At 50.0% G+C, this 13,941-nt stretch carries 6 protein-coding genes; all 6 read left to right on the top strand.

The features are described from left to right. The first annotated feature begins 129 nt into the window (after nt 1–129). The 6 genes from AC3QL0_RS16530 (at nt 130) to rplE (ending at nt 13,941) form a co-directional block, all read left to right on the top strand. The gene (locus AC3QL0_RS16530; protein WP_493009443.1) at nt 130–9,471 is read left to right on the top strand and encodes a retention module-containing protein; all 9,342 of its coding nucleotides are present in this window, start codon (nt 130–132) and stop codon (nt 9,469–9,471) included. Nucleotides 9,472–9,746: 275 nt separating this feature from the next. Further along, on the top strand, nt 9,747–10,421 hold the full coding sequence (locus tag AC3QL0_RS16525; protein WP_493009442.1) for a transglutaminase-like cysteine peptidase: 675 nt from the start codon (nt 9,747–9,749) through the stop codon (nt 10,419–10,421). 58 nt (nt 10,422–10,479) lie between these two features. Beyond that, the gene (locus AC3QL0_RS16520) at nt 10,480–12,423 is read left to right on the top strand and encodes a bifunctional diguanylate cyclase/phosphodiesterase (RefSeq protein WP_493009441.1); all 1,944 of its coding nucleotides are present in this window, start codon (nt 10,480–10,482) and stop codon (nt 12,421–12,423) included. A 268-nt stretch (nt 12,424–12,691) separates the two neighbouring features. After that, nucleotides 12,692–13,060: a 50S ribosomal protein L14 gene (gene rplN, locus AC3QL0_RS16515; RefSeq protein WP_135864124.1), complete on the top strand. Its 369-nt coding sequence runs from the start codon at nt 12,692–12,694 to the stop codon at nt 13,058–13,060. 12 nt (nt 13,061–13,072) lie between these two features. Then, nucleotides 13,073–13,390: a 50S ribosomal protein L24 gene (gene rplX, locus AC3QL0_RS16510; RefSeq protein ID WP_166408111.1), complete on the top strand. Its 318-nt coding sequence runs from the start codon at nt 13,073–13,075 to the stop codon at nt 13,388–13,390. Between the two features lie 11 nt (nt 13,391–13,401). Next, nucleotides 13,402–13,941 (top strand): 50S ribosomal protein L5, encoded by a 540-nt coding sequence (rplE, locus tag AC3QL0_RS16505; protein ID WP_135864120.1) that lies wholly within the window; start codon nt 13,402–13,404, stop codon nt 13,939–13,941.

The following is a 13,941-nucleotide window of genomic DNA, read 5'->3' as shown; positions in this document are numbered from 1 at the left end:
TAAGTACCTGTCGTCGACGCCAATACTCAACGCTTTTTGTACTTCGTAGAATCAATAAAAATACTGTGGGTTTATTTGACGCCGCTTTCCCCACTCACCACTTGGCGTAACCCTTACGGAGCATAGCAAATGGCTATTGATACGGTTGTAGTAAACAATGTTTCTGGTAATGCTTGGGTTCGCCAAGCAGATGGTTCATTGCTGGCGTTGCGTGCTGGAATGCGTGTTCCAGTAAATGCCGAAGTGGTTACAGATAGTGGTGCAAGTGTGCAGTTGCAAGCAGACGGCATGCAGCCTTTGATAGTGGGTGAGAACCGTCAGTTCCAAGTGACTGATGACCTAGTGAATGTCGATGTAGACCCTAGCGGTCAAATCATCCCCGCACAGTTAGATCCTGAAGCCGCACGCGTATTGGCTGCGTTGCAAGCGGGTGAGGATCCATTTGAACAGGTAGATCCAACCGCTGCGGTAACTAGCGGTGGCGGTGATGGCGCGGGTGGTAGCAGCTTCACTCGCCTGATGAGCATTGTAGAAAGCACCACACCATTGGCATTGGCCTATCCAAAACCAGTGACGCCAACTGATGTGCTGCCTCGCATGGGTGGCTATGGGCGTGATGGTGAAGCGGATACCGATGAGCCAGTAGCAACGACTCCAACATTAAAAGTCACCATCAACAATGATGGCTCCGTGACCTTCAAATTTAGCGAAGTGCCGGTAGGTTTTGATTCGTCTGATGTGAAAGTCTCTAATGGTGGCCGCATTGAAAACCTGCGCCCAGACCCAACAGACCCTACAAAATGGGTGGCAGACCTAATCGTGCCAGACAACTACGAAGGCGACATCATGGTCAGCGTGCCTGATGGCAGCTACACCAACGAAGCTGGCGTACCAGGTTTGGGCGGTCACGACACCACTACCGTTGATACCTTGCCACCCGAGGCATCCATCACGATCGACATGATTGCTGGCGACGATGTCATCAACAAAGCTGAGTCTGAGAAAGACGTCACGCTGTCGGGCACTGTGGGCAAAGACGTTAAAGCGGGTGACACGGTCACGATCACGATTGGCAACAAAACCTACACGACTACGGTTAATACAGACGGCAAAACGTGGGGTGTGAACGTTCCCGGTAAAGATCTGTTGGGTAATGCCAAAGTAGAAGCCAAGGTTGAGACTAAAGACGCGGCTGGTAACTCCGCATCTGCAGAGGCGGAGCGTCCATATGGTGTAGACACCGATTTGCCAGAAGCTGCCATCACGATCGATACGATTGCAGGCGATGACGTGATCAATAAGGCAGAGTCAGAAAAAGACATCACACTGTCTGGTACCGTTGGTAAAGATGTTAAAGCAGGCGACACAGTTACTGTGACTGTGAACGGTAAAGATTACACGACGACCGTTAATGCCGATGGTAAAACTTGGAACGTGGATGTTCCAGGTGCTGAGCTGGCAAAAGACAGCAACGTTCATGCCAAAGTAGAAACTAAAGATGCAGCGGGCAACCCAGCATCGGCTGAGGCTGACCGTGGCTACGGCGTAGACACTGACTTGCCAGAAGCTTCTATCACGATCGACACCATTGCAGGTGACGATGTGATCAACAAGGCTGAGTCCGAAAAAGATGTCACGTTGTCCGGTACTGTCGGCAAAGACGTTAAAGCTGGTGACACTGTCACTGTGACAGTGAACGGCAAGGATTACACAACGACTGTTAATGCCGACGGCCAAACATGGAATGTAGATGTTCCAGGTGCTGAGCTGGCTAAAGACAGCAATGTGCATGCCAAAGTAGACACTAAAGATGCCGCTGGTAACCCAGCTAGTGCTGAAGCTGACCGTGGCTACGGCGTAGACACTGACTTGCCAGAAGCTTCTATCACGATCGACACCATTGCGGGCGATGATGTGATCAACAAGGCTGAGTCCGAAAAAGACATCACGCTGTCTGGTACTGTCGGTAAAGACGTTAAGGCCGGCGACACTGTCACTGTGACAGTGAACGGCAAGGATTACACAACGACAGTTAACGCTGATGGTAAAACGTGGAACGTCACAGTTCCTGGCGCTGAGTTAGCGTTGGATGACAACGTGCACGCTAAGGTAGAAACAGAAGATGCAGCGGGTAACCCTGCTTCAGCTGACGCTGACCGTGGTTATGGCGTAGATACTGATCTGCCTGAAGCGGCTATTACGATCGACACGATCGCTGGCGACGATGTGATCAACAAGGCTGAGTCCGAGTCTGATGTGACCATCACCGGTACCGTCGGTAAAGACGTTAAAGCAGGTGACACCGTTACTGTGACAGTGAACGGCAAGGATTACACAACGACCGTTAATGCCGATGGTAAAACATGGAACGTAGATGTTCCAGGTGCTGAGCTGGCCAAAGACAGCAACGTTCATGCCAAAGTGGAAACGGAAGATGCCGCAGGTAATCCAGCGTCGGCTGAGGCTGATCGTGGTTATGGCGTAGACACTGACTTGCCAGAAGCTTCTATCACGATCGACACCATTGCAGGCGACGATGTGATCAACAAGGCTGAGTCCGAGTCTGATGTGACCATCACCGGTACCGTCGGTAAAGACGTTAAAGCAGGTGACACCGTTACTGTGACAGTGAACGGCAAGGATTACACAACGACCGTTAATGCCGATGGTAAAACATGGAACGTAGATGTTCCAGGCGCTGAACTGGCTAAAGACAGCAATGTGCATGCCAAAGTGGAAACCGAAGACGCTGCTGGTAATCCAGCGTCGGCTGAGGCTGATCGTGGTTATGGCGTAGACACTGACTTGCCAGAAGCTTCTATCACGATCGACACCATTGCAGGCGATGACGTGATCAACAAAGCCGAGTCTGAAAAAGACATCACACTGTCTGGTACCGTTGGTAAAGATGTTAAAGCAGGCGACACAGTTACTGTGACTGTGAACGGTAAAGACTACACAACGACTGTTAACGCTGACGGCAAAACGTGGAACGTAGATGTTCCGGGCGCTGAGTTGGCGAAAGACAGCAACGTGCACGCCAAAGTAGACACTAAAGATGCCGCTGGTAACCCAGCTAGTGCTGAAGCTGACCGTGGTTACGGTGTAGATACTGATTTGCCAGAAGCTTCTATCACGATCGATACGATTGCAGGCGATGATGTGATCAACAAAGCTGAGTCTGAATCTGATGTGACCATTACTGGTACCGTCGGTAAAGACGTTAAAGCTGGTGACACTGTCACTGTGACAGTGAACGGCAAGGATTACACAACGACCGTTAATGCCGATGGTAAAACATGGAACGTAGATGTTCCAGGCGCTGAGTTGGCGAAAGACAGCAACGTGCACGCCAAAGTAGACACTAAAGATGCCGCTGGTAACCCAGCTAGTGCTGAAGCTGACCGTGGCTACGGTGTAGACACTGATCTGCCGGAAGCGGCTATTACGATCGACACCATTGCAGGCGATGATGTCATCAACAAAGCCGAGTCTGAATCCGATGTGACCATCACTGGTACCGTCGGTAAAGACGTTAAAGCAGGTGACACCGTCACCGTGACTGTGAACGGTAAGGATTACACAACGACTGTTAACGCTGATGGCAAAACTTGGAACGTGGATGTTCCAGGTGCTGAACTGGCTAAAGACAGCAACGTGCATGCCAAAGTGGAAACGGAAGATGCCGCAGGTAACCCTGCTAGTGCTGACGCTGACCGTGGTTACGGTGTAGATACTGATTTGCCAGAAGCATCGATCACGATCGATACGATTGCAGGCGATGATGTCATCAACAAAGCCGAGTCTGAATCCGATGTGACCATCACTGGTACCGTCGGTAAAGACGTTAAAGCAGGTGACACCGTCACTGTGACTGTGAACGGTAAGGATTACACAACGACTGTTAACGCTGATGGCAAAACTTGGAACGTGGATGTTCCAGGTGCTGAACTGGCTAAAGACAGCAATGTGCATGCCAAAGTAGAAACGGAAGACGCTGCTGGCAACCCAGCCAATGCTGAGGCTGATCGTGGCTACGGTGTAGACACTGACTTGCCAGAAGCATCGATCACGATCGACATGATCGCTGGTGACGATGTCATCAACAAAGCTGAGTCGGAATCTGATGTGACCATTACTGGTACCGTCGGTAAAGATGTTAAAGCGGGTGACACCGTTACTGTGACAGTGAACGGCAAGGATTACACAACGACCGTTAATGCCGATGGTAAAACATGGAACGTAGATGTTCCAGGTGCTGAGCTGGCCAAAGACAGCAATGTGCATGCCAAAGTAGAAACGGAAGACGCTGCTGGCAACCCAGCCAATGCTGAAGCGGACCGTGGCTACGGTGTAGAGATTGCATTGCCAGAAGCCTCCATCACCATCGACACAATCGCTGGCGATGACGTTATCAACAAGGCTGAGTCTGAAAAAGACATCACGCTGTCCGGTACAGTAGGTAAAGATGTTAAAGCAGGCGACACCGTCACCGTGACAGTGAACGGTAAAGACTACACAACGACTGTTAACGCTGACGGCAAAACTTGGAGCGTCGATGTGCCGGGCGCTGAGTTAGCGTTGGATGACAACGTTCATGCCAAAGTGGAAACGGAAGATGCCGCAGGTAACCCAGCCAATGCTGAGGCTGACCGTGGCTATGGTGTAGATACTGATTTGCCAGAAGCTTCTATTACGATTGACACGATCGCTGGCGACGATGTGATCAACAAGGCAGAGTCAGAAAAAGATGTCACGTTGTCTGGTACTGTCGGTAAAGACGTTAAGGCCGGCGACACTGTCACTGTGACAGTGAACGGCAAGGATTACACAACGACTGTTAACGCTGATGGCAAAACATGGAACGTGGATGTTCCAGGTGCTGAACTGGCTAAAGACAGCAACGTTCATGCCAAAGTGGAAACGGAAGACGCTGCTGGTAACCCAGCTAGTGCTGAAGCTGACCGTGGTTACGGCGTAGACACTGACTTGCCAGAAGCTTCTATCACGATCGACACCATTGCAGGTGACGATGTGATCAACAAGGCTGAGTCCGAAAAAGATGTCACGTTGTCTGGTACTGTCGGTAAAGACGTTAAGGCCGGCGACACTGTCACTGTGACAGTGAACGGCAAGGATTACACAACGACTGTTAACGCTGATGGCAAAACATGGAACGTGGATGTTCCAGGTGCTGAACTGGCTAAAGACAGCAACGTTCATGCCAAAGTAGACACTAAAGATGCCGCTGGCAACCCAGCCAATGCTGAGGCTGACCGTGGCTACGGTGTAGACACTGATCTGCCTGAAGCGGCTATTACGATCGACATGATCGCTGGTGACGATGTGATCAACAAGGCTGAGTCTGAGTCCGATGTAACCATCACCGGTACCGTCGGTAAAGATGTTAAAGCAGGTGACACCGTCACCGTGACAGTGAACGGTAAAGACTACACGACGACCGTTAATGCCGATGGTAAAACTTGGAACGTGGATGTTCCAGGTGCTGAGCTGGCAAAAGACAGCAATGTGCATGCCAAAGTGGAAACCGAAGACGCTGCTGGTAACCCAGCTAGTGCTGAAGCTGACCGTGGTTACGGTGTAGATACTGATTTGCCAGAAGCTTCTATCACGATTGACACGATCGCTGGCGACGATGTGATCAACAAGGCAGAGTCTGAGTCCGATGTAACCATCACCGGTACCGTCGGTAAAGATGTTAAAGCAGGTGACACCGTCACCGTGACAGTGAACGGTAAAGACTACACGACGACCGTTAATGCCGATGGTAAAACTTGGAACGTGGATGTTCCAGGTGCTGAGCTGGCAAAAGACAGCAATGTGCATGCCAAAGTGGAAACCGAAGACGCTGCTGGTAACCCAGCTAGTGCTGAAGCTGACCGTGGTTACGGTGTAGATACTGATTTGCCAGAAGCTTCTATCACGATCGACACCATTGCAGGTGACGATGTGATCAACAAGGCCGAGTCTGAATCTGACGTGACCATCACTGGTACGGTTGGCAAGGATGTGAAGGTAGGCGATACCGTGACGGTGACGGTCAATGGTGTGGACTACACGACCAAGGTGGTGGCTGGCGACAACGGTCTGGTCTGGAGCGTTAATGTTCCAGGCTCCGAACTGGTTCAGGATGACAACGTACACGCTAAGGTAGAAACTAAAGATGCCGCAGGTAATCCAGCGTCGGCTGAGGCTGATCGTGGTTATGGCGTAGACACTGATCTGCCTGAAGCGGCTATTACGATCGACACGATCGCTGGCGACGATGTGATCAACAAGGCTGAGTCCGAGTCTGATGTGACCATCACCGGTACCGTCGGTAAAGACGTTAAAGCAGGTGACACCGTCACCGTGACTGTGAACGGTAAAGACTACACAACGACCGTTAACGCTGATGGTAAAACGTGGAACGTCACAGTTCCAGGTGCTGAGTTAGCGTTGGATGACAACGTACACGCTAAGGTAGAAACAGAAGATGCAGCGGGTAACCCTGCTTCAGCTGACGCTGATCGTGGCTACGGTGTAGACACTGATCTGCCGGAAGCATCGATCACGATCGACACCATTGCGGGCGACGATGTGATCAACAAGGCTGAGTCCGAGTCTGATGTGACCATCACCGGTACCGTCGGTAAAGACGTTAAAGCAGGTGACACCGTCACCGTGACTGTGAACGGTAAAGACTACACAACGACCGTTAATGCCGATGGTAAAACATGGAACGTGGATGTTCCAGGCGCTGAACTGGCGAAAGACAGCAACGTGCATGCCAAAGTAGACACTAAAGATGCCGCTGGTAACCCAGCTAGTGCTGAAGCTGACCGTGGCTACGGTGTAGAGATTGCATTGCCAGAAGCCTCCATCACCATCGACACAATCGCTGGCGATGACGTTATCAACAAGGCTGAGTCTGAAAAAGACATCACGCTGTCCGGTACAGTAGGTAAAGATGTTAAAGCAGGCGACACCGTCACCGTGACAGTGAACGGCAAAGACTACACAACGACTGTTAACGCTGACGGCAAAACTTGGAGCGTCGATGTGCCGGGCGCTGAGTTAGCGTTGGATGACAACGTACACGCGAAAGTTGAGACTAAAGACAGTGTGGGTAATAGTGCCAGCGCAGAAGCGGATCGTGACTACGGTGTGCAGACCACATTGCCTGAGGCTGAGATCACGTTAGATCCTATTGCGGGTGATGGTGTGCTTGACCATACGGAAGCGGGTGATGGCAAAGGCACTATTGATATCACTGGTACAGTTGGTAAGGATGTTCAGCCTGGTGATACCGTCACCCTGACAATTGGTGGCAACGAGTACACCGGTACGGTGGGCAATGATCTGACCTTCAAGATTCCTGTGTCTGTACAGGACCTACTGAAGAACGATACGGTTGATGCCAAAGTTACAACCACAGACTCTGCAGGTAATAGTGCGTCTGCTAACGATACAGGCCCATACGCATTGGATATCGATCAGCTAATTATTGATGGTAACGGCGGCGGTAATCCTAGTGGTGGTGTGGGTGATGATGTCATCATCGGCGACCGTGGCGGCGTGCAGGAAAATATTATTCATGGTCAGAGCTATAACGTTGCGATTCTGGTTGACCGCTCCAACAGCATGAAAGATGCTTCTGGTACGGATAACATGAACCGTATGCAGTTGCTGAAAGCCGCATTATCGACGTTAGCAGATACTTTGGCTAACCATAAAGGCGGTACGGTGAACCTGAGCATTATTGGCTTCGGTACCCATGCAGATAATCCTATTGTCTTCAAAGATCTGACGCATGCGGATTTGGTGCAGCTGCTGAACTCGATCGACACTTTGAACGGCTACAACTCCGGTTGGAACTCCAGCGTTGGTGGTACCAACTACGAAGCAGCCTTCAAGGCGGCTGAAGCATGGTTCAAGACAGATGCGGCTCCTGCCGTGGACAAGAACGGCCACGCCTATGAAAACGTTACGTACTTCCTGACCGACGGTAATCCAACCCAGTACGGTACAGGCCAAGGTGCAGGTAGCGGTTACGATGCTACTGCTGATGCTCGCGGGAAATCCGCTTACGACAGCCTAGTTACCGCGTCGGGTAGCAAGGTATATGCCGTAGGTATTGGTAACGATGTGAGCGTGGATGTTCTGCGTAAGTACGACAACACCGGCACTGAGGTGATTGACGTTATCCGTGGTACGAAGGAAATTACTGACTTTGAGAATGGCCATCACGATGGTTGGACTAAGGTTGATGGTGGTGGCTCTGTTGGCGTGAAGAATGTAGGTATTGGCTGGTGGCCTGAGAATCGTCTGGAAATCACTGACACCTATAGTAAACATAATGACACATCAACGACAGTTCGTGGCCCAGACATGACGGTGGCAACGGATCACTATGGCAAACTCAGCTTCCATTACTCGGAAAGTGGCCGTAATAGCCAAGACGTATTTAAGTGGCAGTTGCAGAAGTTCAACGTGAAAACAGGGCAGTGGGAAGTTGTTCAAGAAGGTGGCCGCCCAGGTAGCAGCGGTACCATCACAACTAAACCTGTGGGTGAAGGCCAGTATCGTTTTGAGTTCTTGGTAGATGATAAATCCAAGAACGATAACTTTAAGGTCTACATTGATGACGTCACACTGTTGACCTCTGGTAACCCAAGCGATTGGAAAGAGGTTAACCACGTTGAGATTGTTCATACCAAGGAAGACTTGGATGCTGCCCTGAAAGGAGGTTCTGTCACGAATGATCCAGCACCTGTAGGTAATGATCATATTCGTGGTGGCGACGGTGATGACATCATCTTCGGTGACACGATCAATACTGACGGAACGGTATTGCCATGGCACGAAGTAGGTGGTCGTCCTACTAACCTGCTTGATGGTTCTGGAATGAAAGCGTTGGAGGTGTTCTTGCAGATGAAGAACGGTGGTGCGCCAACAACAGGTAAGGATATCTACGATTACATCAAGGCTAATCATGGCGACTTTAATGTTGCCGGTGATAACCGCGGTGGTAATGACACGCTTGACGGCGGTAACGGCAACGACATCTTGTACGGTCAGGGTGGCAATGACACGTTGATCGGTGGTGCCGGTGACGATATTTTGTTCGGTGGCGAAGGCGATGATATCTTCCTGTGGAATAAAGGTGATGAAGGCACTATCGCTAAACCGGCAGTAGATAAAGTGATGGACTTCGGTGTGGGTAACGACACCTTGGACATCAGTGATTTGTTGCCAGCGCAAGGTCTAACTCATCAAACCTTGGATGACTACTTGTCAGTAACGCGCTCGGCAGAAGGAAAAGTAGAAATTGGTATCAGCACGCAAGGTAAAGGCGCATCTGGTATTGATCAGAAGATCATTCTGGAAAATATAGATTTTGATGAAGAGAAAGCAGCGAAAATTGCTAGCTCCTTAAAAGACGGTACATTGAAAGCCAGTGACTTCTAATTCTTTTACTGAACTCTGCTCGCAGTAAAAAGAAGTGAACTAAGCCCCACAACTTCATGCTAAGTTGTGGGGCTTTTTTTTAAAACAACCTGTCGTCAACGACAATAGGCTACAAAAAGGTTTTCTGACTATCATATTGATATTCTAGGGGAAATGTGGCTGTACGATAAGAGTGCGTCAGTAGACAGCTATCCCTACTGATTTAGTTAGTAGCAACCATAAAAAAGCCAATTTCGTAGTCGTTAAGAATTATTTAGCCATCTGTTGTTATAGTCATGTTGTCCCGCTTAACACGTCGCATCATCGTTGTGCTGTTTGCCTTGCTGGCAGGCCTGATGCTGTGCTTTGCCCCGTGGGTGCAGGGGAGGCTGACCTTTGATGAAGCAAAAGTACGTCAATCCATACCGCATCAGTATGGCGCAGCAGGGGTGCGGAACGCAGAAAAATGGCTAGATTTGTTGACGCAGCTAGACGGGCTACCTAATCAACAATTGTTAAGAGTCGTTAACGATTTCTGGAACACCCATGTAATGGGTGGTGAGGATATTACAATCTGGGGCAGACCAGATTATTGGGCAACACCTCTGGAAAGCCTTACCAAACAAGCTGGAGACTGTGAAGACTACGTGATTGGGAAGTATTTTTCCCTGTTACATGCGGGTATTCCTGCGAGCAAATTACGATTGATTTATGTGCGTGCTCAGGTGGGTACTAGCAGTATTGCGCATATGGTATTAGGCTATTATTCGACTCCCGACGCTGAGCCGCTGCTACTGGATAATTTGACCGGTATTATTCGTCCAGCTAGTCAGCGTCCGGATCTCACCCCCGTATTTAGTTTTAATTCGGAAGGGGTGTATGTGGCAGGTGCGCCAGCGTCATCGGTAGACAAAATTAGTAATTGGCGCGGGTTGTTGGAAAAAATGCGGCGTGAGGGGTTTAATCCTTGAGGCACTCGTTCTCCAAGATAAATCCCGCAGAAATATTGAAGACCACGGAAGGTGGAGTATGTCATTACTGAAGCATTTGCTGTTAAGCGTGAGTCTGGCCATTACGGTGATTCTGGTCGGAACGGTATGGTTGAGTGTGGACTCGGCAAGAGCGTATTTATCAGCGCAGTTGCAAGCACAAAGCGATTCAGCTGCAACGTCATTGGCGTTGACGCTTTCACAGCCTTTCAATCAAGACCCCGTTACGCAAGAGCTATTAATTACTGCACTTTACGATACAGGGCAGTTCTATCGCATAGAGTTGTATGGTACTAAGGGTGAGCAAATAGTCTCCCGAGTGGGTGATGACAGTCTGCCTACGATAGTGCGTGGTGCACCAGCCTGGTTTACCGATATGTTGCCGTTGCGCCAGGCTGTCTCTATGGCGCAGGTGAGTGATGGTTGGCGACAAACGGGTCGTCTAGTGATAGAGGCTGATGCTGGGCAGGCACGCGATACGCTGTGGGCCAGTTTCATACAAATCTTGATGGTGGTCTTGATCGCCGGCGTAGTGTGGGCATTTTTTGTCTGGGTGCTAATGCGCTGGTTACGCCAAGCACTGCGCGAAGAAATAGAAATGCGCGTAGAGGGCATGCTAACCAATAAAGTGCAGATAGGTAATTGGAAGCGTGCTCGTTTTAGCGAACTGCGTGAAGTAACCCGCACTATTGATGAAGTGCGTGAGAAAGTCATGGTGACGCAGCAAGAGCAAAGCGCACGTATAGAGTCGTTGCAGTTAGAGCTGCACCAAGACGAAGTGACTGGCCTTGCTAACCGTAAGTACTTCATCAACGAAATGCGACGTGTGTTGGATGAAGACAAGAACGGCGGCTATGTGCTGTTGTTCCGTCAGCGTGATTTGGCCGCTATTAATACGATCATGACACGCGCTAATGTCGATAATTGGCTGCGTAATGTGGGTGAGCAGGTAAGCCAAGTCTTTTTGCAGGATCACAGTCAGCCAGTGCAATTGGCGAGGTTGAATGGTTCTGACTTTGTTGTCCTATTGCCTAATCTGGAAGGACCAGAGATCGCGCCACTCACTGATATGCTGCTGACTGTATTAGCACGTTTGCGTGTGCAGTTGCCGTCTGGGCAGTTTTGTCGATGGGCGCTAGCGTTAACTGACTATAGATTCCAGGAAGATATTGCTACTGTATTGAGCCGGTTGGATAGGGCGTTGATGCGTGCCGAAAGCTCAGGTCATAACACCGTAGAGTTTGTGTCCGGTAGCGACGATGGCGGGGCAGGTTTGAATGTGGCAGGCGAAACACAGTGGCGTCAGTTGTTGCAAGAAGGCTTGGCTGAGCGTCGTTTCTTGTTGTCGGTGCGTCAACAGCCTGATCATCTGAAGCAGCATAGCTACACACGCTATGAAGCTACATTGATGTTGCGACACACGGCTCACAGTGCAGGCCAAGACGAAAAACCTATTTCGGCGTACCTGTTCATGCCTGTAGCGGCAAGGCTGGGCTTGTCAGCCGTGTGCGACTTGCGTGCGGTAGAGTTGGCGCTAGAGTGGCTGGCAGATAATCACGGTGATTTGGTGATACGTATGTCACTGCCTACCATCGTGCAACCACGCTTCTTGCAAGAGATCCAATCGTGCTTGTCGCGTAGCAATGTAGATCTATCTCGTCTCTATATAGAGTTAGATGCGTATGGGGTAGAGGCGCACGGCGAGGAATTAGGGGTATTTTGTTCAGCCATGAAGGAAATGGGCGTGCGTGTAGGCTTGCGTAGATTGTTGGAGCACATCGGTGTTTTACGTCATTTGCAGTCTTTGCCGTTGTCTTATGTGAGCTTCTCTGCCGATGTCATCAAAGAGATGGTCGTCAGCCCAGGCGGGATGGAATTGCTAGTTGCTGCTTGCAATACCTGCGCAAGATTGGGCATTCAAATACAACTGAATGCACCGATTACCGAGATTCCGGTAGAGGCACAAAAAATCCTACAATCGTGAGCCTATACCAACAGTAAGTGATTGATGTGCTTGTTGTAAAAGCAGTTTTTTGGTATTATTGAATGCTTACCCGTATATTTTCGCGAAGGTACGGGTAATAACACGTTTTGTATATCGCAAGATTTCAACCCAGGGTACGGTAAAAACCTTTTAAGCACACAAGCTTGGTTGAAGGGTTACCGAACCTGACGGGACCAAAACTGGTTGCGTGCCTAGCAGGTTTTTTGCTTGTTGGGTTTATCGCGGTTAAGTTGGAACAGGAATAATCATGATTCAAATGCAGACCACGCTGGATGTGGCCGACAACACTGGTGCACGTTCCGTAATGTGCATCAAGGTGTTGGGTGGCTCCAAGCGCCGTTATGCCGCTATTGGTGACATCATTAAAGTCACTGTTAAAGAAGCGGCACCGCGCGGACGTGTCAAAAAAGGCGAGATTTATAACGCTGTGGTAGTTCGCACTGCCAAAGGCGTACGCCGTAAAGACGGTTCGCTGATCAAATTTGGTGGCAATGCCGCCGTTTTGCTGAACGCAAAACTGGAGCCAATCGGCACTCGTATCTTCGGACCCGTTACACGCGAACTGCGTGGCGATAAGTTCATGAAGATCGTGTCTTTGGCACCAGAAGTGCTGTAAGGAGCCGAGGATATGCAAAAAATCCGCAAAGGCGACGAAGTTATCGTACTGACAGGCCGCGACAAACGCCGCCGTGGCACAGTACTGAACGTTGATGGCGACCGCGTAATCGTGGAAGGCATCAATGTGGTGAAAAAACACGTGCGACCCAACCCAATGGCTGGCTCTCAAGGTGGTATCGTAGACAAAACTATGCCTATCCACGTTTCTAACGTGGCGCTGTTCAACGCTGAGACCGAAAAGGCCGATCGCGTTAGCATTAGCGAAGTAGATGGCAAGAAAGTACGCGTGTACCGTTCCACTGGCAAAGTTGTTGGTGCGAAAGCTTAAGGGGCATAGACATGGCACGTTTACAAGATTTTTACCGTGAAAAAGTGCAGGCTGAGCTGCAAGGCAAATTCAATTACAACAGCGTAATGGAAGTGCCACGCATCACCAAGATCACTCTGAACATGGGTGTATCTGAAGCTGTTTCCGATCGCAAAGTGATCGAGCACGCTGCTGGTGACCTGGCTAAGATTTCTGGCCAGAAGCCTGTAATCACAAAAACCCGCAAAGCTATTGCTGGTTTCAAGATCCGCGAAGACTATCCAATTGGCTGCAAAGTAACTTTGCGTGGCCAACGCATGTATGAATTCCTGGACCGTCTGATCGCTGTGGCTCTGCCTCGCGTTCGTGACTTCCGTGGTATTTCAGGTCGTGCGTTCGATGGACGCGGTAACTTCAACCTTGGGGTGAAAGAGCAAATCATTTTCCCTGAGATTGAGTACGACAAAATTGACGCAGTGCGTGGTCTGAACATCAGCATCACAACTACTGCCAAGACTGACGACGAAGCTAAAGCGCTGTTGAAAGCCTTCAGTTTCCCGTTCCGTAACTAA

The sequence above is a fragment of the Paenalcaligenes sp. GW821-LYS-B07-1 genome, assembly GCF_058803365.1.
Note: the sequence above shows the minus strand (reverse complement) of the source record. Positions and strands in the feature narration are given on the sequence as shown.

What these genes read in the sequence shown, in the direction of transcription:
- rplE (WP_135864120.1), top strand. Translation starts at nt 13,402, where the DNA reads ATGGCACGTTTACAAGATTTTTACCGTGAAAAAGTGCAGGCTGAGCTG.
- AC3QL0_RS16525 (WP_493009442.1), top strand. Translation starts at nt 9,747, where the DNA reads ATGTTGTCCCGCTTAACACGTCGCATCATCGTTGTGCTGTTTGCCTTG.
- AC3QL0_RS16520 (WP_493009441.1), top strand. Translation starts at nt 10,480, where the DNA reads ATGTCATTACTGAAGCATTTGCTGTTAAGCGTGAGTCTGGCCATTACG.
- rplN (WP_135864124.1), top strand. Translation starts at nt 12,692, where the DNA reads ATGATTCAAATGCAGACCACGCTGGATGTGGCCGACAACACTGGTGCA.
- AC3QL0_RS16530 (WP_493009443.1), top strand. Translation starts at nt 130, where the DNA reads ATGGCTATTGATACGGTTGTAGTAAACAATGTTTCTGGTAATGCTTGG.
- rplX (WP_166408111.1), top strand. Translation starts at nt 13,073, where the DNA reads ATGCAAAAAATCCGCAAAGGCGACGAAGTTATCGTACTGACAGGCCGC.